20 protein-coding genes are annotated in these 20,917 nt (G+C 64.9%); 3 read left to right on the top strand and 17 right to left on the bottom strand.

Features of this window, described 5'->3' with window-relative positions; translation table 11 throughout:
• Nucleotides 1–319: 319 nt before the first annotated feature.
• On the top strand, nucleotides 320–1,402 hold the full coding sequence (locus QY049_RS30930) for a DUF2336 domain-containing protein (RefSeq protein ID WP_258764361.1): 1,083 nt from the start codon (nucleotides 320–322) through the stop codon (nucleotides 1,400–1,402).
• Here QY049_RS30930 and trmB read toward each other — a convergent pair.
• The 15 genes from trmB to murJ form a co-directional block, all read right to left on the bottom strand.
• Nucleotides 1,399–2,109, bottom strand: a complete 711-nt coding sequence (gene trmB / locus QY049_RS30925; protein WP_258764360.1) for a tRNA (guanosine(46)-N7)-methyltransferase TrmB — start codon at nucleotides 2,107–2,109, stop codon at nucleotides 1,399–1,401. The two genes, QY049_RS30930 and trmB, sit on opposite strands and share 4 nt — an antisense overlap.
• Entirely contained in the window at nucleotides 2,106–3,233 is a 1,128-nt protein-coding gene (locus tag QY049_RS30920; RefSeq protein ID WP_258764359.1) for a M20 family metallopeptidase, read from the bottom strand. The genes trmB and QY049_RS30920 overlap by 4 nt, the downstream gene beginning before the upstream one ends.
• Nucleotides 3,234–3,348: 115 nt before the next feature.
• A complete protein-coding gene (locus tag QY049_RS30915; protein WP_194478651.1) occupies nucleotides 3,349–3,762 on the bottom strand; it encodes a helix-turn-helix domain-containing protein in 414 nt (137 codons plus the stop codon).
• A gap of 232 nt (nucleotides 3,763–3,994) precedes the next feature.
• On the bottom strand, nucleotides 3,995–5,608 hold the full coding sequence (lnt, locus tag QY049_RS30910) for an apolipoprotein N-acyltransferase (protein ID WP_258764358.1): 1,614 nt from the start codon (nucleotides 5,606–5,608) through the stop codon (nucleotides 3,995–3,997).
• The gene (locus QY049_RS30905) at nucleotides 5,605–6,723 is read right to left on the bottom strand and encodes a hemolysin family protein (RefSeq protein ID WP_258764357.1); all 1,119 of its coding nucleotides are present in this window, start codon (nucleotides 6,721–6,723) and stop codon (nucleotides 5,605–5,607) included. Before QY049_RS30905 ends, lnt begins: the two co-directional genes overlap by 4 nt.
• A gap of 1 nt (nucleotide 6,724) precedes the next feature.
• Nucleotides 6,725–7,234: an rRNA maturation RNase YbeY gene (ybeY, locus tag QY049_RS30900; protein ID WP_258764356.1), complete on the bottom strand. Its 510-nt coding sequence runs from the start codon at nucleotides 7,232–7,234 to the stop codon at nucleotides 6,725–6,727.
• A 60-nt stretch (nucleotides 7,235–7,294) separates the two neighbouring features.
• Nucleotides 7,295–8,293, bottom strand: coding sequence for a PhoH family protein (locus QY049_RS30895; protein WP_258764355.1), 999 nt, complete (start codon nucleotides 8,291–8,293; stop codon nucleotides 7,295–7,297).
• 64 nt (nucleotides 8,294–8,357) lie between these two features.
• On the bottom strand, nucleotides 8,358–9,755 hold the full coding sequence (miaB, locus tag QY049_RS30890; protein WP_258764354.1) for a tRNA (N6-isopentenyl adenosine(37)-C2)-methylthiotransferase MiaB: 1,398 nt from the start codon (nucleotides 9,753–9,755) through the stop codon (nucleotides 8,358–8,360).
• A gap of 210 nt (nucleotides 9,756–9,965) precedes the next feature.
• On the bottom strand, nucleotides 9,966–10,646 hold the full coding sequence (locus tag QY049_RS30885; protein WP_258764353.1) for an HAD family hydrolase: 681 nt from the start codon (nucleotides 10,644–10,646) through the stop codon (nucleotides 9,966–9,968).
• A gap of 5 nt (nucleotides 10,647–10,651) precedes the next feature.
• A complete protein-coding gene (locus QY049_RS30880; protein WP_128948724.1) occupies nucleotides 10,652–11,107 on the bottom strand; it encodes a Fur family transcriptional regulator in 456 nt (151 codons plus the stop codon).
• Between the two features lie 38 nt (nucleotides 11,108–11,145).
• A complete protein-coding gene (rimI, locus tag QY049_RS30875) occupies nucleotides 11,146–11,631 on the bottom strand; it encodes a ribosomal protein S18-alanine N-acetyltransferase (RefSeq protein ID WP_194478644.1) in 486 nt (161 codons plus the stop codon).
• Nucleotides 11,628–12,320, bottom strand: coding sequence for a tRNA (adenosine(37)-N6)-threonylcarbamoyltransferase complex dimerization subunit type 1 TsaB (tsaB, locus tag QY049_RS30870; RefSeq protein ID WP_301270379.1), 693 nt, complete (start codon nucleotides 12,318–12,320; stop codon nucleotides 11,628–11,630). Before tsaB ends, rimI begins: the two co-directional genes overlap by 4 nt.
• 90 nt (nucleotides 12,321–12,410) lie before the next feature.
• Complete coding sequence (locus QY049_RS30865) at nucleotides 12,411–12,980, bottom strand: NifU family protein (RefSeq protein ID WP_258764352.1); 570 nt, start codon at nucleotides 12,978–12,980, stop codon at nucleotides 12,411–12,413.
• Nucleotides 12,981–13,257: 277 nt separating this feature from the next.
• On the bottom strand, nucleotides 13,258–14,310 hold the full coding sequence (gene trpS, locus QY049_RS30860) for a tryptophan--tRNA ligase (protein ID WP_194478641.1): 1,053 nt from the start codon (nucleotides 14,308–14,310) through the stop codon (nucleotides 13,258–13,260).
• An 81-nt stretch (nucleotides 14,311–14,391) separates the two neighbouring features.
• Nucleotides 14,392–15,924 (bottom strand): murein biosynthesis integral membrane protein MurJ, encoded by a 1,533-nt coding sequence (murJ, locus tag QY049_RS30855; protein WP_301270378.1) that lies wholly within the window; start codon nucleotides 15,922–15,924, stop codon nucleotides 14,392–14,394.
• A 124-nt stretch (nucleotides 15,925–16,048) separates the two neighbouring features.
• Here murJ and QY049_RS30850 point away from each other — a divergent pair, with 124 nt between their 5' ends.
• A complete protein-coding gene (locus QY049_RS30850) occupies nucleotides 16,049–17,050 on the top strand; it encodes an adenosine kinase (RefSeq protein WP_258764350.1) in 1,002 nt (333 codons plus the stop codon).
• Nucleotides 17,051–17,214: 164 nt separating this feature from the next.
• On the opposite strand, the gene QY049_RS30845 is transcribed toward QY049_RS30850, so the two are convergent.
• Complete coding sequence (locus tag QY049_RS30845; RefSeq protein ID WP_258764349.1) at nucleotides 17,215–18,921, bottom strand: AMP-binding protein; 1,707 nt, start codon at nucleotides 18,919–18,921, stop codon at nucleotides 17,215–17,217.
• A 108-nt stretch (nucleotides 18,922–19,029) separates the two neighbouring features.
• Nucleotides 19,030–20,223, bottom strand: coding sequence for a serine hydrolase (locus QY049_RS30840; protein WP_258764348.1), 1,194 nt, complete (start codon nucleotides 20,221–20,223; stop codon nucleotides 19,030–19,032).
• Nucleotides 20,224–20,565: 342 nt separating this feature from the next.
• Between QY049_RS30840 and QY049_RS30835 the strand changes: the two genes are divergently transcribed.
• Nucleotides 20,566–20,886: a hypothetical protein gene (locus QY049_RS30835; protein ID WP_194478636.1), complete on the top strand. Its 321-nt coding sequence runs from the start codon at nucleotides 20,566–20,568 to the stop codon at nucleotides 20,884–20,886.
• The last annotated feature ends 31 nt before the right edge of the window (nucleotides 20,887–20,917 follow it).

Here is a 20,917-nt window from a genome sequence, read left to right as displayed (position 1 = left end):
GAGGTCAAAGCCCGCTTCGGAACTTTCCCGACAGCCTGTCGGGACGCATCTTCCGCCAAGCCGCGTTCAGGTAATAAAAAAGAGCGGGTCCTTTCGGGCCCACTCTCACTACGCGGATCGTATGAGAAGATGAATTGGCGGTGATATAGCCCTTTCCGGCCGCCCGGACAAGGCCCATCGCAGGCGGATGCGGGCTTTTTGCCCCTCGGGCGGCGCCCGGGGAGCAACGCTTCCTTCACAAACCGGGCCTAAATTTCACGCCTGTGGGGCGGCTTGACCTATGGCGCGCCCACGGCGTGCCAGATTCGAGTTGCGTTTCATGACCGTTGCCACGTCGCTCATTCCAGGACTGGACGATATCGTCAAGCGCGGTGATCCCCGGCGTCGTGGCGAGATCGCGAGCGCCATTGCCGCGCTGTTCTTTCAGGACGCTTCGAGACTCCGTCCCGAGCTCATCGATCTCTTCGACAATCTCCTGATCGATCTCGTCCCGCATGCGGAGCTTGCCTCGCGCGTCGATCTCGCCGAGCGCTTCTCGCGGCTGGACAATGCGCCGCCTCATCTGGTCGGCCAGCTTGCCCGTGAAAACGAGATCCTGGTGGCGGGCCCGGTGCTGCGCCGCTCGCCCGTGCTCGATGAAGCCGCTCTCGTCGAGATCGCCCGGCTGAAAGGTCAGGGCCATTTGCTGGCGATGACGGAGCGGCCGACGCTGTCGACCGAGATCACCGACGTGCTGGTCGAGCGCGGCGATCGCGACGTGGTGCGCCGCGCCGCCGGCAATGCCGGCGCGATGTTTTCGCCGGGTGGCTATTCGGAGCTGATCAAGCGCGCGAGCCGGGATGGCGTGCTGACGCTCAAGATCGGCCAGCGCGAGGATCTCTCGGGCGATCATCTCAAGGAACTTCTCAACGGCACGCTCGACGTCATACGCCGTCGCCTTTTCACGGTGGTCAATCCGGTGCGTCAGGTCGAGATCAAGCGGGCCATGGCCGCGATCGAGGAAGCTGCGCGGCCGGCGGGTCCGCGACGCGATTTCTCGGACGCGCAACGCACGGTGCTCGGCCTGCATCGCGGTGGACATCTCGGCGAGAGCGCGCTGCTCGGTTTTGCCAAGGCGCACAAATACGAGGAATCGGTCGCCACGCTCTCGGCGATGTCAGGCGTCAGGCTTCCAATCCTCGATCGCCTGATCTCGGGCGACCGCTACGATCCGATCCTGGTGCTAGGCCGCGTTCTGAATCTCGGCTGGCCCACTGTGCGCGCGCTGGTCCTGATGTGGTACGGGCCACATCGCACGCCGGCCGATGCCGATCTTGAATCGGCGCGGATGAATTTCACGCGCCTGATGCCGGCGACGGCCGATCGCGTCGTGAATTTCTGGCGTAGCCGGCGGACGATCTAGCTTCTGCGAAATCGCAGGTAGGCTGCCTTGCGCCCTTCGCGCGCCGCCTTCCGTCCATAGCGCGTCATGGTGTAGTCCGCCCATGGCTGGCGAAAATCATCGGCGCGTTCGGCGAGCCACTGAAAATCAGGCGAGCGCGCAAGATGCGACAGTGTCCAGGCGCAGTAATCGTCGATGTCGCAGACGAAGCGGAACTCCCCGCCGGCCTCGAGTACGCGCGCCATCGCAGCGACCGTCCGGTCCTGGACGAAGCGCCGCTTCCAGTGCCGGCGTTTCGGCCATGGGTCGGGATGGATCAGATCGATCCGCGACAGCGAGGCATCGGGCAGCCACGCCAGCAGCTCGGCCGCATCGCCTGCGAACAGGCGGATGTTGGCGATGTTGGCGGCCTCGATCTGCGCGAGGATCTTGGCCATGCCGTTGACATAGGGCTCGCAGCCGATGAAGCCGGTCATCGGAAAGGTCTGCGCTTCCGCGGCGAGATGCTCGCCTCCGCCGAAGCCGATCTCGAGCCGCACATCTTCGGCCGCGGGATCGAAGATCCCGGCGGCGTTCGCCGGACGGTCCGCCGTGATGTCGAGCGACAGATGCGGCAGCAGGTGATCGACCAGTTCGGCCTGGTGCTGCCTGAGCTTGTGGCCCTTGCGCCGTCCGAAGAAGGCCCGCTCGCCGTCCGCGCGATCGGGATCTGATTTGCGTTCGCTCATCGCAGCGTCTGGTACAGGCGATGAAGCAGCCTTGCGCGCGGCTCGAGCGAGGAGACGTAGAGCTGCTCATAGTGCGTGTGCGCGCCCTTGCCGTCGACGCCGAGCCCGTCGAGCGTGCCGGTGTGCGGCGCGGTGAAATTGCCGTCCGAGCCGCCGCCGGTGTGGGTGTCGACCAGTTCGAAACCAAGTTCGGCAGCGAGCGACTTCGCGTGCTGATACAGCGAGGCGCCGGCATTGCCCTTCTCATAGGGCGGACGGTTGAGCTCGCCGGTGACGGTCACGGTCACGCCGTCGGTTTTCGACGTCAGTCCAAGAATCTTGCCGACGAACTCTTCCGCATCGTCGACACCAGGCACGCGCAGATCGACTTCGGCATAGGCTTCTTCCGGTGTGACGTTGGGGCGTGTGCCGCCGCGTACCACGCCGACATTGACGGTGACGCCGCGCTTCAGATCGTTCATCGCTTCCAGCGTCTGGATGACGTTGGCGAGCTCGCGCACGGCACTGCGGCCGTCTTCGGGGCGCGAGCCGGCATGCGCGGGCACGCCCTTGATGAAAACCTTGAAGCGCCCGACGCCCTTGCGCCCGGTGACGATCTTGCCACCGTCGCGCGCAGGCTCCGTCACCAGCACGTATTTGGCCTTGCGTCCTTCCGCTTCGATCAGCGCGCGCGAGGTCGGGCTGCCGATCTCCTCGTCGGAGGTGAACAAATGGGTGATGCCGAGCGGTGGACGGGTGGGTGCAGCGCAAAGCTCGCGAAAGGCGTGATAGGCGATGTAGGCACCGCCCTTCATGTCGTAGATGCCGGGACCGAACGCGCTGTCGCCTTCGACCTTGAACGGCAGGCGCGCGATGAACCCCATGGGGTGAACGGTGTCGAGATGGCTGAGCACCAGGATACCGGGTTGGTCCTGGCCCCAGCTCGACCGCACCACGAGATGATCGCCGCAGCCATCGGCGCCGGCCACGCGTTCGAGCGTGACGGGCAGATCGCGATAATGATCGGCAACCATCGAGGTCAGTTTGTTGACCTGCTCGGGCACTTCCGTCGGCGTCTCGATCTCCACCCAGCGGCGGATACCAGCAAGGATAGTTTGGGAATCGAACGAATTGGAGCTCGCCATGACCGTATCTGTGCCTTCGTATCGTATGATCTCAGCGGAAGCAGCATGGAGCGTGCCCGCAAATGACGACATAGGCCACAATTGGCGCAGTCTCAAATCGGAAAGAAATCGCGCGTCAGCGCTTGTCCGGGCCTTCGCGGGCGGCGATCTGCTCGACGAGATCGACGATCGAACGGCGCAGCTTCGAATCGGTGATTCGGGTGAACGCCTTGGTCAGCGCGAGCCCTTCTGATGTGGCGAGGAAGTCGGAGACATAAGAGGGCGACGCACCTTCCGCGAAGCCGTTCGGTCCGGCTACGCCGCTCGGTCCGCCCTCGAACAGGAACGATACCGGCACCTGCAGAATCTCGGCAATCTGCTGGATTCGGCTGGCGCCAACGCGGTTCGTGCCTTTCTCGTACTTCTGGATTTGCTGGAATGTCAGGCCCAAAGCTTCACCGAGCTTTTCCTGGCTCATACCCAACATGATGCGGCGCATACGCACGCGACTGCCGACATATTTGTCAACAGGGTTGGGCGCTTTCGACATTTCCTCAGCCCTCCAAACACCACCGTCGGCGCAATCGAAAGTATTGCCTCGGGTGACGGCGACGTCAAAACTTCACTCTGATTGGGGAAACATTGCGGAGAAATTTAGCAATGCACCGCTGTCTTGCGCAGCCGGCGCAGAATGGGGAGCCCGTGTGCGGTCTGTCAACCGTCGGACTACGATTGTCAGAGGATTCCGGCCGCCTCGTCGGAAATGGCCAGCGACCGCGCGATCAGGGGTGCCGTTTGGCAACACGGCGTCGCACCGCCAATATCACAGCCAGCGCGACGAGCATGGCTGCGGGGATGTCACCGACTCTCGCATAGACGGTGGGCGGAATTGCGGTGGGCAGGTTTGCATCCAAAATGCCTTCGATGCCGAGGCCGAGGCTGGCCACCGTGCGTCCCACCGGATCGATCACCGCCGAGATGCCGGTATTGGCCGAACGGACCAGCGGCAATCCGAGCTCGATGGCGCGCATCCGCGCCTGCTCCAGATGCTGGTACGGACCGGTCGAGATGCCGAACCAGCCGTCATTGGTGAGGTTCACCATCCAACCCGGACGCTCGTCACGCGTGCCGACTTCGCCGGGGAAGATCGCCTCGTAGCAGATCAACGGCAGCGCCGGCGGTGCACCCGGCAGCGGCAGCACGTGCCGCACCGTGCCGGCAATGAAGCCGCCGCGGACCCGTGTCAGCTGCTCGAAGCCGAGCTTCTCCATCGTGTCCTGGAACGGAAGATATTCGCCGAACGGAACCAGGTGCAGCTTGTCGTAGACCGCAAGCACGCTGCCGTCGTGGTCGATCACGTAGATCGAATTGTAGGCGCGAGTGATAGGCTTGCCCGGCGGCAGATCGGGGGCGCGCACCGATCCGGTGATCAGCACCGTGCCCTTGGGCAGCAGCTCGGCGATTTGCGCCATCGCGTCGGCTTCGCGGGTCAGGAAGAACGGAAAAGCGGATTCCGGCCAGATCAGGATCGTGGCGTCGCGCACGCCGGTCGATTGGGGACCGGATGCACGGTCCGACAGCGCCAGATATTTCTTCATCACCTCCGCCTTGGCGGAGTAGTTGAACTTGGCGTCCTGCTGCAGGTCCGGTTGCATCAGGCGCAGCTTGGTGCCGGCGACCATCGTGGTCGGATGCAGCGACAGGCGGATGGCGCCGAAGACGCCCATCACGACCAGCAGCGCGAGCGCCGCGGCCGGCACGCGCCATGCGAGGCTCCGATCGCGCGTGCGGTCGATCAGCACCGCCGGGCTTGCGAAGATCGCAACCGCGAGGAACGTCATGCCCCACTCGCCGACGAGGGATGACGCCTGCGCCAGCGCCAGCGGCTCCGACAGCGCATAGCCGAACGCATTCCAGGGAAAGCCCGTGAGCACGTGCCCGCGCAGCCATTCGCTGACGGTGAGGCTTGCTGCGAGCGCGAGAATGCGGGTGGCATCCTTGGTCCAGAGCAGGCGGGCCAGCGCGAAGCCGATGGCGGTGAAGATCGAGAGATAGGCCGGAAGGCCCAGCACGGCGAACGGCGTCAGCCAGGCGAACACGTCGGCGTCGACGAAGAAGGCGATGCCGATCCAGTAGAGGCCGGGGACGAAATAGCCGAGACCGAACCAGAAGCCGGTCAGCGCCGCGGCGGGGACGCCACCATGTCGTCCTGCACCGGCGCCGTCGATCAGCCAGACCAGCACGGGGAAGGTGATGAACAGCACCGGAAAGATGTTGAACGGCGCCAGCGCCAGCACCGAGAGTGCGCCACAGGCCATCGCCAGCAGCGCGCGCTTCCATCCCCAGGTCAGGATGATGGCGAGTGCAATCTGTCGAAATCGCTGGAACGCGGTCACTGCGGACCGGTCCCGTCGGCAGGCGGCGGGGGCGGCGTCTCGCCGGAAGGCGGCTGGCCGCTCTCGGGCGCGGTCTCGCGGCGGCTTCTCTCGCGCTGGGTGCGCGGGGCAGGGCGTTCCTTTCGCGTCGAAATGCGCAGCCGCTTGACGCGGCGCGGATCGGCATCGAGCACCTCGACCTCGTAATTGCCGGGGCCCGAGATCACCTCGCCGCGCACCGGCAGCCGGCCGACGAAGCTGACGAGATAGCCGCCCAGCGTCTCCACTTCCTCGCCGGCCTCGCCGGTGACAAAGTCTTCGCCGATCACGGTGCGGACGTCGTCGAGGCTGGCGCGGGCGTCCGCAATGAAGGCATTGTCGGGCAGCCGCACGATCGACGGCGGCTCGTCGCTGTCATGCTCGTCGTCGATCTCGCCGACGATCTGCTCGACGATGTCCTCGAGCGAAACCAGCCCGTCGCTGCCGCCATATTCGTCGACGACCAGCGCCAGGTGAATGCGCGTGGCCTGCATCTGCGCCAGCAGGTCGATCGCCCGCATCGACGGCGGCACATAGAGCAGCTTGCGGATGATGCGCGCGTCCTGGAGCGGCAGCGCGAGGTCCACGGCCTTCAAATCGAGCCCGGCCGGCAGCGGCTTCTTGCGCTTGGTCTTGGTGGCCTCCGACACCCGCGCGCGCGCGGTCATGAAGGCGAGCAGGTCGCGGATGTGGACGATGCCGACGGGATCGTCGAGCGTCTCGTTGTAGACGACCAGGCGCGAGTGGCCGGCGCTCTCGAAACGGTCCATCAATTCGCCGAGCGGGATGTCGCGCTTCACGGCGATGATGTCGGCGCGATGCACCATGACGTCGGCGATGCGACGCTCGTGGAGGCCGAGGATGTTGCGCAGCATGGTGCGCTCGACCGCGGAAAAGCCGGTGTCGTCCGGCGTCGTCGCGTCGAGCACGACCTGGAGATCGTCGCGCACCGATCCGGCCTTCCAGCCGAACAGCGTGCGGATGGCGCGCAGCAGCCAGCCTTCCGCCGTCGGGCGCATGACCTCGCCAGGCGCGACCACGGCCGGCAGATTGGCCGTGTTGCGCGGATTGTCGTGAACGGGCTCTGAATCCGGCATTTCAGTGCGTTCCAGCTCGGTCCGCATACGGATTGGGGATACCGAGGTGGGCCAGGATCTCGGTTTCGAGCGCTTCCATTTCTTCGGCGTCGCCGTCGTTCTCGTGATCGTAGCCGATCAGGTGCAGGAAACCATGCACGGCGAGATGGCTCAAATGGTGATCGAACGGCTTGTGTTCCTCGTCCGCCTCGCGCCGCATGGTCTCGAAGGCGATCGCGATGTCGCCGAGCATGCGCGGCGCATCGCCCGGCTTCCATTCGCCTTCGGGCTGGAGCGCCGGAAACGACAGCACGTTGGTCGGCTTGTCCATGCCGCGCCAATTGCTGTTGAGCGTGCGGATGCCGGCATCGTCAGTCAGCATCACGGCCACTTCTGCATCCGCGACGTCTTCGTCGACGGATTCGGCGGCAGCGGCGACGGCGCGCTGGATCACGGTTTCGGCGTCGGGCTCGCTCTGCCAGCAATCGGCGACGACGAGGACTTCGGTGATGGGAAGGTTGGGATGTGACATGGCTTTGTTCGGAACGATGGGGCGCCGTATCCGCGCCCGCTTGGTCCGGTTGTTGTCTCGTCAGGATTTGTTGCCGGCGGGCGGCCGCTGCGGCGACCCTTCATAGGCAGCGACGATTCGTGCCACGAGCTCGTGGCGGATCACGTCCTCGGCTTTGAAATGAACTTGCGCAATGCCGTCGACGCCATCGAGCAGACGGGTCGCTTCGGCGAGACCCGAGGTCTGGCCGTTCGGCAAATCGATTTGAGAGGGGTCGCCCGTGACGATCATGCGACTGTTCTCGCCGAGGCGGGTCAGGAACATCTTCATCTGCATCGACGTCGTGTTCTGCGCTTCGTCGAGGATGATCGCGGCGTTGGTCAGCGTGCGGCCGCGCATGAAGGCGAGCGGCGCGATCTCGATCTCTCCGGTCTGCAGCGCGCGCTCGACGATGCGCGCGTCCATGAGGTCATAGAGCGCGTCGTAGATCGGACGCAGATAAGGATCGACCTTCTCGCGGAGATCGCCGGGCAGGAAGCCGAGCCGCTCGCCGGCTTCCACGGCGGGACGCGACAGGATGATCTTGTCGACTTCCTTGCGCTCGAACAATTGCGCCGCATGCGCGACCGCGAGCCAGGTCTTGCCGGTGCCGGCCGGGCCGATGCCGAACACCAGCTCGTGCCGCTTCAGCGCGCGGATGTAGGAGTCCTGGGCAGCCGTGCGCGCGCGCACCGGGCGCTTGCGCAAGTTGATGCTGTCGAAGGTGGTCTTCGCCGACTTGGCGTCGAACTCGAACAGCGACCCTTGCGCGATCACGGCGCGGATCGCGCCTTCGACTTCGCCCTGGTCGACATCCTGTCCCTTCACGGCGTGCGCGTAGAGTGTCTCCAGCACGCGGCGCGCGGCGTCGCAGCCGTCGCGCGTGCCGCCGATGGTGATGTGGTTGCCCTTGGAGTCCACGACGACGCCGAGACGGCGCTCGATCTGCGCCAGGTTCTGGCCATAGGGGCCGACCAGCGCGGATGCGGCGCGGTTGTCGTCGAAGTCGATGACGACCTGGGTCTCGGGTGGAACTTGCATGTCGCGGTCAAATTTGCGGCTGGGAGCGATAGAAGACGAATCCGATGCGCTTTTTGGCAAGGGTTCAGGCTCCAGTGGCGATGGATGATAAAGCGGATTCGCGCGCATCGCGTGGCGCGGCGAGCTCGCCGAGGAAGCTGTAGCGCTCGAGGCTGTCGATCCTGACCGGCAGGATCTGTCCGATGATGTCGGGGGAAGCCATCACATGCGCAGGCTGCAGGAAAGCGGTGCGCCCGACGATCTGGCCGTCCTTGCGGGCCGGACGTTCGAACAGCACGTCGACCGTTGAGCCAATCGCAGCCTTGTTGAAGGCCGATTGCTGGCTGTCGATCAAGTCCTGGAGCCGCTCCAATCGCTGGTCCATCTCGGCGGGGGACACCGTCTCCTGCATATCCGCGGCCGGCGTTCCCGGCCGGGCGGAGTATTTGAACGAATAGGCAGCAGCGTAGCCGATTTGCGTGACAAGCGCGAGGGTGGCGAGAAAATCTTGCTCACTTTCGCCCGGGAAACCGACGATAAAATCTGATGAAAAAGCAATGTCTTGGCGTGCGGACCGGAATCGGTCGATGACTTCACGGTAATCATCGGCGGTATGTTTCCGGTTCATGGCCGCGAGAATACGGTCCGAGCCGGACTGCACCGGCAGGTGCACGAACGGCATCAAGGCATCGAGATCGCGATGGGCCGCAATCAAGCTGTCATCGACGTCGCGGGGATGGCTGGTCGAGTAGCGCAGCCGCGCGATACCGGGAATCTCTGCCAGGCGCTCCAGCAGCTTGCCGAGCCCCCAGCTTTTGCCGTCCGGCCCGTCGCCATGATAGGCGTTGACGTTCTGTCCGATCAGCGTGAGCTCGCGCACGCCATTGTCGGCGAGCCGCTTGACGTCGTCGACGATCTTCGCGACGGGTCGCGAGACCTCGGCACCGCGCGTGTACGGCACGACGCAGAAGGTGCAAAACTTGTCGCAGCCTTCCTGCACCGTGACGAACGCGGAAATGCCGCGCGCGCGAATCGCGTCGGGCCTGGGCTGAGCCAGGAAGCCGAACTTGTCGGCGGCGGGAAACTCCGTCTCGATCGCGCGGCCTTCGTTGCGCGCCCGCTTCAGAAGCTCCGGAAGGTGATGATAGCTCTGCGGGCCGACCACGACATCGACAACAGGCGCGCGGCGCGTGATCTCGCCACCTTCGGCCTGCGCGACACAGCCGGCTACCGCGATCTGCATGGCGCGTCCCTCGCGCGCGGCCTCGTCCTTGGCGACGCGCAGGCGCCCAAGCTCGGAATAGACCTTCTCGGAGGCCTTTTCTCGGATGTGGCAGGTGTTGAGGATGACGAGGTCGGCGTCCTCGGCCTTATTAGTCTCCACGAATCCTTCCGGAGCCAGCGTGTCCACCATGCGCTGGGCATCGTAGACGTTCATCTGGCAGCCATATGATTTGATGTGCAGCTTGCGCGGCGGCTTCATGGAACCCGGAGGTGTGGTGGAGGACGGCCTTCAAATATAGGCTGGGGGTCCGAAAATCCAGCGATTGGGGGCATTTTCGGACGTCATTCCGGGGCGCGCGCCAGCGCGAAGCCGGAATCCAGAGGTTTTGGCACGAGATTCCGGGTTCGATGCTCCGGGCCGCGCTCCGCCGTCCCGCCGCATCGCCCCTGAATGACGGCCAGAGACTAGCTAGCCCGTCAGGGCGTCCGCCGCGACCCGCCGGACCAGCTCCGGCAATTGATGCATGTCGGCGAAGGTCAGGTCGGCGCCGGCCCGGCGCAGGGTCTCGGCATGACCGGTTCCGCAATGACTGCCACCGCAAAAGCCGAACACCTTCATTCCGGCCGCCCGTGCGCCGGCAACGCCGGCCAGGCTGTCCTCGACCACGACACAGCGCTCGGGAGGGACACCCATTTCCCTGGCCGCGAACAGGAACAGGTCCGGCGCCGGCTTGCCGTTCGTCACTTGCGAGGACGAAAAGATGTTCGGCGCGAGGCGTTCATAGAGTCCCGTGCTTCCGAGACTCACTTGCATGCGCGAATGCGAGCCGCTCGAGGCAACACAGACGCGTTGCGTCACGACGTCGAGCACATCGTGGATGCCGCGGATCGCTTCGAGGTCGGCTTCGAAGGCACGAAACAGCTCGTCCTGGAGATCGCCGTGATAGGCCTCGGGCAGCTTGCGGCCGAGCTCGGCTTCGATCTCGAGATTGGCCTGTTTGGTCGAACGGCCGAGGAATCGCTCGGACACCTGCTCCGATGTAATGGGATAACCGTGGCGCGTCAGCACATCCGCATGGGCACGACAGGATATCACCTCGCTGTCCACGAGCACGCCGTCGCAATCGAAGATGATGAGGTCTATCGGCACGAAACTCAAGACGCCGGCTTGTCGTCGTCGAGCGGGACGCAATAGAGCTCGAGCCTGTGATCGACCAGCTTGTAGCCGAGCTTGCGGGCGATCTCCGCCTGCAGCTTCTCGATCTCTTCGGAGGTGAACTCGATCACCTTGCCGTCGCGCAGATTGATGAGGTGGTCGTGATGGCTGTCGCGCATCGTCTCGTAGCGCGCGCGGCCCTCGCGGAAATCGTGGCGTTCGATGATACCGGCATCCTCGAACAGCTTGACGGTGCGATAGACGGTCGAGATGGAGATCTTGTCGTCGACCGCGACACAGCGCCGGTACAATTCCTCGACATCGGGATGATCGACGGCTTCCGCAAGCACGCGCGCGATGACGCGGCGCTGCTCGGTCATGCGCATGCCGGTTGCGGCACAGCGCGCTTCGATGCCGGTCGCCTTGGATGCCGAAGAAGGTTTGAGTCCAGTCATCATGGGTCCGCCTGACGGGGCGCTTTCTGCCATCAATGTTACGACAAGTCACGTCGCATCAGAAGTGCGTTCAATTGTTCCCCGTTGGCCTGCTTATAGTAGCGTTCGCGGCGCCCGACCACCACGAATCCGCCCCTCTCATAGAGCCGTCGCGCGGGCTGGTTGTTCTCCTCGACTTCCAGAAATATCGTGCGCACGCCACGCCCGGCGAGATGGCCGAGATGGGTCATCAGCAGCGCGCGGGAGAGGCCGCGGCCGCGGTGGGACTGGTCGACTGCGACCGAGAGGATTTCCGCTTCGTCCGCTCCGATCCGGGACACTGCGAAGCCGATGATCTTGCGCCCCAGGCGCAAGCGGTGGACGAGCGTGTTACTCTCGCGGAGCATGCTCTCGAATTCGGCTTCGCCCCAGCCATGCGCGAATGATTGGCCGTGAAGCTGCGCCAGCCGCGCCGCGTCGCGCGCGGATGCCGGCTCGACGGCCGCAGTGCCGCCGCGCCACCATTCCGAAAGCCATCTCATCATGAGCTTACAGCTTGTGCGAGCGGAGGCAGCGCAGCCGGCTTCGCATCGGGCGCCTTGAGATAGAACGGCCGCGCCGGATTGGTATCGGGATTGGCCGCGGCACCGAGCCATGCGACCCAGCTGATGTCGGGCGCCGGCTGCGCGTCGACCGAAATGGGTTGCGGTCCATCCTTCGGCCAGCGCTCGGCGAGAATTTTGGCGGCATTGCCGACCAGATGCGGCGCGCCGAATTGCGAGGCTGCGATGGCCTCGTCGATCGACGCGACGCCCGGCCGCACCAGCTGGCTGCTGTCGCCGCCGACGATCTGGAAGTAGACGTGATCATGCCGCGCATCGATCGCCGAGATCACCGGGTCTGGCCCACTCTGGCCGACGATGGCGGCCGCATAGGCCGAGAGAGTAGTGAGGCCGACGGCCGGTCGCTTGGCCGCGAGCGCAAGTCCGCGGGCCGCCGAAATGCCGACGCGCAAGCCGGTGAAGCTGCCGGGGCCGACTGTAACGGCGATGCGGTCGAGTGCCGTGAAGGCGAGATCGGCCGATTGCATCACGCGTGCGATCATCGGCATCAGCGCTTCGGCATGGCCGCGCTTCATGAACAACTGCTCCTGCGCAAGGAGCTCACCGGCGTCGGTGTCGAGAACGGCGGCCGCGCACGCCTCCAGCGCGGTATCGATGGCAAGGATCAACATGAAAAAGCGAATGGCGAGTGGTGAACCGCGAATAGTCTAGCCGATAACGGTTTCATTCGCCATTCGCTGCTCGCCATTCGCGCACCGCGGCTACATCGGCCGGACTTCGACCACGTCGGGCACGAAGTGCTTCAGCAAATTCTGAATGCCGTGCTGAAGCGTGGCGGTCGACGACGGGCAGCCGGAGCAGGCGCCTTTCATGTTGAGATAGACGATCCCGTCCTTGAAGCCGCGGAAGGTGATGTCGCCGCCGTCATTGGCGACCGCCGGCCGCACGCGCGTTTCGATCAGATCCTTGATCATGTCGACCGTCTCGGCATCGGCCTCGTCGAAGAACTCGTCCTCGTCGTCGAGATCCATATCGCTCGTGAGCGCGCCGTCGGCGAGCAGCGGCGCGCCGGACATGTAGTGCTCCATGATGGCGCCCAGGATCGCGGGCTTGAGCTGCTGCCATTCACCGTTCGCCTTGGTCACGGTGATGAAGTCCGATCCATAGAACACGCCGGTGACGCCGGGCACGTCGAACAGCTTTTCGGCGAGCGGCGAACGGCCGGCGGCTTCGCGGCTCGAAAATTCCATCGGGCTGCCGTCGGACACGACGCGGCCCGGAATGAATTTCAGCGTGGCGGGATTGGGGGTGGCTTCGGTTTGAATGAACATGGTTTTCTCCAGACGTCGCCGGTTCAAGGCCGGCGCGTGCTCTCTTCCCTAGCAGATGGCGACGGAGAACGCACGATCAAGGGGTCGCAAGAGTGTTTCGCTGTTATTTCAACGGGTTATCCGGCGGGAAAAGTTCTGCACCGTCGTGACCGGGCGTGTCCCTGCCCACCCACGTCTTGCTTCTGCCAGCGCCAAGAACGTGGATGCCCGGGACAAGCCCGGGCATGACGGTTCTCGGGTTCGCCGCGCCTGGACGAGATGCCTGCGCAGCCGGACTTCAGCGCCGGCGGATGAAGCCGACGATGTCCTTGGAGAGGTTCATGGTCTCTTCGGCGATGGCACGCGCCCGGTCGGAACCATCGTTCAGGATGGCGTCGATGTGGCCGGGATCGGCGACGAGGCGCTTCATCTCGCCGGCGATCGGCGCGAGCTTGGTGACGCACAGTTCCGCCAGCGCGTTCTTGAAGCTGGAGAACTGGCCGCCGCCGAATTCGCGGAGCACGTCGGCCTTGGCGCGGCCCGAGAGCGCGGCGAAAATGCCGACAAGATTGTCGGCCTCGGGCCGCGCCTCCAGGCCCTTTTCCTCAGACGGCAGCGGTTCCGGGTCGGTCTTTGCCTTGCGGATCTTCTGCGCGATGGTGTCGGCATCGTCGGTGAGGTTGATGCGCGAATTGTCCGACGCATCCGACTTCGACATCTTCTTGGTGCCGTCGCGCAAGGACATCACGCGCGTTGCCGGCCCCGTGATCAGCGGTTCCGGCAGCGGGAAGAACAGGCCGTCATTGGTGCCCTGCGCGCGAATGGAGTCGCCGAAGTCGTTGTTGAACTTCTGCGCGATGTCGCGCGAGAGCTCGAGATGCTGCTTCTGGTCCTCGCCGACCGGAACGTGGGTCGCGCGGTAAAGCAGAATGTCGGCGGCCATCAGCACGGGATAGTCGAACAACCCGACGGATGCGTTCTCGCGGTCCTTGCCGGCCTTCTCCTTGAACTGGGTCATGCGGCCGAGCCAGCCCATGCGCGCCACGCAGTTGAAGATCCAGGCGAGCTCGGCATGGCCCGAGACCTGGCTCTGGTTGAACACGATGTGCTTCTTCGGGTCGATGCCGGCGGCGATGAATGCCGCGGTCACTTCGCGGGTGTTGCGCGCGAGCTCGGCCGGTCCGCCCCAGACGTCGAGGCCTTGCGTGATCGCGTGCATGTCGACGACGCAATAGATGCAGTTGTGGGTTTCCTGCATCTTCACGAAGTTGACGATCGCGCCGAGGTAATTGCCGAGGTGCAGATTGCCCGTCGGCTGGACGCCCGAAAAAACCCGTTCAACGAATGGCATGGTCAGTTTTCCTGAGAGGTCGCCGGCCGTCGTTTCCAACAGCGGCGCTGCCCCGTCAAGGGCAATTCGAGCGCCGCGCCGTCAGGCGGACCGTTTCAAGGCGTTAACCGCCTCGCGCCAGGACGCCGCGCCAAGGACTTGCAAGAGCAGGCCATAGACGGCGATCCCGGCCGCGATCTGCAAGCCCAGCGCGATGAACCTGATCAGGCCGTGGGCCTCCACCGGCATCAGCCCCCGCGTCAGGAAGAGCAGGGCGCCCATCGCGGCGGCGGCGAGCAAGATCCGCGGCAACCGCCTGCTGGCGGCGGCATCGACCGAGAAGCCGAACTCGCTGGTGCCCTTGCGAAGTAACGAGACGGCGCTGCTCCAGGCGCCGGCGGCAATGCTCGCGGCGATCCCGCTCGCGCCGAAGAAGTGCCCGAGCAGGATGGCGAGCGCCACCGCGACCACAAAGCCTTTGGCCGTAGCGAGCAGCGGCGTCATCGTGTCGCTGCGGGCAAAGAAGGCCGGCGACAGCGCCTTGATCAGCACATGCGCCGGCAGGCCCAGCGCCAGCCACATCAGTGCATGCGCGGTCGCGGTGCTGTCCTCCGCGCCGAAGGCGCCATGCTCGAACAACAGCCGCACGATCGGCTCGGCCAGCACGGCAAGGCCGAGCGTGGCGGGCAGCGCGAGCCCGACCGCAAGTTCCAGCGCGCGCGATTCTGCATGCGCCACCGCCTCGCGGTCGCCGCTGCTGACGGCGCGCGTCAGCTCCGGCACCAGCACCGTGCCCATGGCGACGCCGACGATGCCGAGCGGCAGCTCGATCAGGCGGTTGGCGAAATAGAGCCAGGAGACGGCAGAAGGCGTCGCGGAGGCGATGATCGCACCGGCCACCATCAGCCATTGCGGGCCGGAGCTTGCGATCATGCCGGGAATGGCTTTCGCGAAGAAGCCGCGCATCTCCCTGTCGAAACTTGCGCGCAGTGGTGTTGCGAGACGCGCGCTTCGCTGCGATCCCAGCATCACGAGCTGCAGCAGGCCGGCGATGCCGACAGTCGCGGCCAGCATCCATGCGGCGAAGGACGCGTCGGCGTGCCAGATAAGCAATATTGCGATGGCCGCAATCAGAGCGATGTTGAACAGCAGCGGTGAGAACGCCGTGAGCGCAAACCGCCCCTGCGCATTCAATAGTCCCATCAGCACCGTGACCGGACCGGCAAAGGCGAGATAAGGCAGCATCAGCCGGGCGTTCTGGACGGCGAGATCGAGCGTGGGGCTGCCGGCGAAGCCGGGCGCGATGATCATGACGATCAGCGGCATCAGAAGCGCGATCCCGATCGCGATCGCGATCAGGGCCGCGCTGACCGTGCCCAGCACGCGTCCGGCGAAGGCGGAGGCGGCCTCCGCGCCATCGCGCTCACGGACGCGCAGCCAGGCCGGGACCAAGGCCGCATTGAGGGCCCCCTCGCTGAGCAGCCGCCGCACCACGTTGACGAGCTGGAAAGCGGCCAGAAAGGCATCCGCCACCGCGCCGGTGCCGAGCAGCGCCGCGATCAGGGAATCGCGCGCAAAGCCCAGCAGCCGCGAGGCCAGTGTTCCCGTCGAGACGGTCAGGAAGGAGCGGATCATGTTCTTTGATCATACCGTTGCTTGCCCGCGCGGGGCCGGTCGTGATAGGCCGCGAGCCGGATTTCAGGCCGACAGGAAGCGGATTTCTGCGGGTATCGCAATCCGGCAAACAGGATCAAGGTGAATGGCTGACGTGAAATATGACGTTCTCGGCATCGGCAATGCGCTGTTCGACGTGCTGGTCCGGACCGATGAAGCCTTTTTGGTCAAGCACGGCATGACCAAGGGCAGCATGTCCCTGATCGACGAGGCGCGGGCCGCCGCCATTTACAATGACATGGGCCCTGCGACGGAAGTCTCGGGGGGATCTGCCGCCAACACCATCGTCGGCATCGGCAGCCTGGGCGCGCGTGCCGCTTATGTCGGCAAGGTCAAGGACGACCAGATCGGCAAACTCTATGTCCACGACATCCGCGCCGCCGGCGTCGCCTTCAACACGCCGCCCGCGAAGGACGGCCCCGCCACCGGCTGCTCCTACATCCTGGTCACGGGCGACGGCGAGCGCACGATGAACACCTATCTCGGCGCGGCGCAGGATCTGTCGCCGGCCGATATCGATCCGGCCGAGATCGCGGCTGCAAAGATCGTCTATCTCGAAGGCTATCTGTGGGACCCGCCGGGCGCCAAGGAAGCCTTCCTGAAGGCTTCCAAGATCGCCCACGAGGCCGGCCGCAAGGTGGCATTGACGCTGTCGGATTCCTTCTGCGTCAGCCGCTATCGCGACGAGTTCCTGGGATTGATGCGGAGCGGCACCGCCGACATCGTGTTCGCCAACGAGTCCGAGCTGCACTCGCTCTACGAGACCTCCGACTTCGACACCGCGCTCAAGCAGCTGCGCAGCGACGTCAAGCTCGGCGTCGTCACCCGTAGCGAGAAGGGCTGCGTGGTGGTGACGCCGACCGACGCCGTCGCAGCGCCCGCTTCGCCGATCGCGCAGCTGGTCGACACCACCGGCGCCGGCGATCTGTTCGCGGCCGGCTTCCTCTATGGTCTCTCGCGCGATCTCTCGCACAAGCAGTGCGGCGAGCTCGGCGCGCTTGCGGCTGCCGAAGTGATCCAGCACATCGGCGCAAGGCCGCAGGTGTCGTTGAGGGATTTGGCGCAGCAGCGCGGGCTGACGGTCTAAGGTTCGCGCCTCACGCTCCGCTGTCGTTGCCCGGCCAGTGCGCAATTGCGCACCAGGACCGGGCGACCCGGTATTCCAGAGACGTCAGTGGTTCAATCGAGAAGCCGCGGCGTACTGGATTCCGCGGGGAATGACAGAGTGATTGGAGTGGCAGCGGAGCCGCCTCACGCCGTCTTCGCCGCCTTCAGCCCCAGCCGCTGCTCCACCGCATCCCGCATCACGAATTTCTGGATCTTGCCGGTCACCGTCATCGGAAATTCGTCGACGAACTCGACGTAGCGCGGGATCTTGTTGTGGGCGATCTGGCCGTCGCAGAAGGCGCGGACCTCCTCGGCGGTCAGCGTCTCGCCCGGCCTGACGCGGATCCAGGCGCAGAGCTCCTCGCCATAGCGCGTGTCGGCCACGCCGAAGATCTGCACGTCCTGGATCTTGGGATGGCGGTACAGGAACTCCTCGATCTCGCGCGGATAGAGGTTCTCGCCGCCGCGGATCACCAGATCCTTGATGCGGCCGACGATGTTGCAGTAGCCCTCGTCGTCGATGGTGGCGAGGTCGCCGGTGTGCATCCAGCCGTTTGCGTCGAGCACGTCGCCGGTCCTTTCCTTCTCCTCCCAATAGCCCAGCATGACGCTGTAGCCGCGGGTGCAGAGCTCGCCGCGTTCGCCGCGCTTGACGATCTTGCCTTCGAGGTCGACGACCTTCACCTCGACATGCGGATGAATCCGCCCGACGGTGGAGACGCGCCGCTCCAGCGGATCGTCCGTCGCGCTCTGGAAGCTGACCGGGCTGGTCTCGGTCATGCCGTAGGCGATGGTGACCTCGCGCATGTTCATCTCGGTGTTGACGCGCTTCATCACCTCGATCGGGCAGGGCGCGCCGGCCATGATGCCGGTGCGCAGCGATTTCAGGTTGAACGCCTTGAACTCGGGATGATCGAGCTCGGCGATGAACATGGTCGGTACGCCGTACAGCGTCGTGCATTTCTCCTGCTCGATCGCGCGCAGCGTCGCGAGCGGATCGAACCCCTCGCCGGGATAGACCATGGTTGCGCCGAGCGTGACGGAGGCGAGATTGCCCATCACCATGCCGAAGCAGTGGTAGAGCGGCACGGGGATGCAGATACGGTCCGCTTCGGTGAGGCGCATCGCGCGCCCCGTGAAATAGCCGTTGTTGAGGATGTTGTGGTGCGTCAGCGTCACGCCTTTGGGCGATCCTGTGGTGCCGCTGGTGAACTGGATGTTGACGGGGTCGTCGAACTGGAGCGCAGCACCAAGCGCCGCGAGTTGCTCGCGATGCTCCGCCTTGCCCATGTGCGCGACTTCGTCGAACGGGATCGTGCCGGGCGCGGAAGGACCGCCGATCTGGATCACCATCCGCAAGGCGGGCAGCCGCGCCGCCTGCAGCTGGCCGGGCCTGGCGCCCGCCAGCTCCGGCAGCAGCGTGTTGAGCATCTCCATGTACTGGCTGGTCTTGAACGCCGTCGCGGAGACGATCGCCGCGCAGCCGACCTTCTTCAGCGCGAACTCCAGCTCGCTGAGCCGGTAGGCGGGATTGATCGTCACCAGGATCAGGCCGGCCTTGGCGGCAGCGAACTGCGTCAGCGTCCATTCCGGCCGGTTCAGCGACCAGATGCCGATCCGCTCGCCGCGTTTCAGGCCGAGCGCGAGAAAGCCGGCGGCGAGCGCGTCGACGCGTTCGGCGAATTCCGCCCAGGTCCAGCGCACGCCATGGCTCGGCGAGACCAGCGCTTCACGCCCGCCCCAGCGCCGTACCGCGTGGTCGAGGCTGCGACCGATGGTGTCGCCGAGCAGCGGCGTGTCCGAGATGCCGCAAACGTAACTGTCGGCTTTGCCTGCAAGATCGTTCGCCAAGGTCGTCTCCTCGAAATTATTGCCTCGTGCCTGAAGCCGAGGGCTTTCGGGCACGAGGTTATCCGTTGCCGATCAGGCGCGCGACGCCGCGCGCCTCATACTAAGGGGTTAGGCCGCCTTCTTGCCGCTGCCCGCATCGAGCCCGGCATAAACGCCGCGCTCGAAGCCCGCGAACGCCTGCAAGCATTTCGCGTCCGCAAACGGCAGCAGCTGCATCAGGATCACGCCGGTGACGTCCCGCGCAGGATCGATCCAGTAATAGGTGTTGGCGAGGCCAGCCCAGGCGAGGCTGCCGGCGCTGCGGCCCTCCGCGGTCCTGGCGGTGTTGATCATGAAGCTGAGGCCCCATTTCTTCGCCTGCTCCGGATACAGATCGACGTCGTTGGTGTAGGGCGGCGCCGCGCTGGTCATCTTGGTCATGTTGAGGTCGCCCATCTGGTTCTGCCCCATCATGGCGATCGTCTCTGGTTTCAGAACCTGGTTGCCGTTGCCGCGGCCCTTGTTCAGGATCATCTGGGTAAACTTGATGTAGTCGGCCGCGGTCGAATAGAGGCCGCCGCCGCCCATGTGGAATTCCGGATTCTGCTCGAGCTCGAATGGCATCGCAGCGAGCTGGCCGTCCTCGCCGCGGGCATGCATGCCGACGAGACGCTTGCGCATGTCGTCGGTGATCTTGAAGCCGGTGTCGGACATGCCGAGCGGCGCAAACAGGTTGTCGCGCAGATATGCGTCGAGCCGCTTGCCGCTGACGGCTTCCACGGCCTTGCCGACGAAATCGATATTGATGCCGTATTCCCAGCGCGTGCCGGGATCGGTCATCACGGGCGTCTTCAGCGCCGCGTTCTGGCAGGTGATGATTCCCGGCGTGCCGGTCTTCTCCATGTAGCGCGCGAACTCGCCGTTCCACATGTCGTAGCAGAAGCCCGCCGTGTGGGTCATGAGCTGGCGCAGCGTGATTGCGCTCTTTGCCGGCCGCAGTTTTGGTTCGCCCTTGGCGTCGAAGCCTTCGAGCACCTGCGGCTTGGCGAGATCGGGCAGTAGCGATCCGATCGGCGCGTCGAGCGACAGCTTGCCCTGTTCGACCAGCTGCATCGCGCCGGCCGACGTCACCGCCTTCGTCATCGAGGCGATCCAGAACACGCTGTCCGCGGTCATCGGGTCGGGCTTGGCGAGGTCGCGCTTGCCGAACGCGCCCTGATACAGAATTTCGCTGCCGCTGGCGGCAATCGCAACAACGCCGGGAATCTCCTTGGCGTCGCTCGTCTTGCGCAGAGTCTCGTCGATCTGAGCTTTGCTTTGCATACGCGTTTCCTCCGGTTTGATTATTGTTGGAAGTGAACGGATTGTCCTCCCGCATCCGTCGTGCGGCAAGCGTGGCGATATGCAGCCTTCGGTCGCGATGTCGTGATTTGACGGTCTGCGCCCCACGCGGGACGACTGATCTGCAACACTTCTTCGCAATCTGCGGTGGATGGCCGCAACTGACCGTGACCTTGGATGGGCTCAGGCGGTATGTTTCAGGCGTTTGAAGCACTAGAAACATTTTGTGCGTTGCGGCGTTCAGCTGACGGCCTGATCGGCGGCTGACGTTAAGATTTGAAGCAAATTTGGCGGTCGCCGAACCGACCGCGAGGGGACTTTAAGATGATTTCGACCTGGAGCGAATGGAAGCGCTATCCCCGTCCCGGACGGGGCGACAATCTGGAAGCGCCGATCTCGCCCGGCATATACGAAGTCCGGATCGCCGGTACCGGCGCACTCTATTCCTTCGGTGCGGTCGACAATCTGGCGCAGTCGCTGGCGCTGCTGCCGGTCGGCTCGAAATCCTGGTTCGGCCGCCGCGACACGTCAGACGTGCCAGATCTCGAATATCGCACCTGCGCGACCTCCTCGAAGGCCGACGCCAAGGCGGCCGCCGAGCGCATGATCGGCCGGCGCGAAACCTATATGAGCGGCGCGGCGTAACCACGCCGCTGTCGGCTTTACTCCCATCAGC

It is taken from the genome of Bradyrhizobium sp. WYCCWR 13022 (assembly GCF_030435535.1).
Taxonomy (GTDB): domain Bacteria; phylum Pseudomonadota; class Alphaproteobacteria; order Rhizobiales; family Xanthobacteraceae; genus Bradyrhizobium.
The sequence above is the reverse complement of the archived record's forward strand: the minus strand, read 5'-3'. Positions and strand labels throughout refer to the sequence as shown.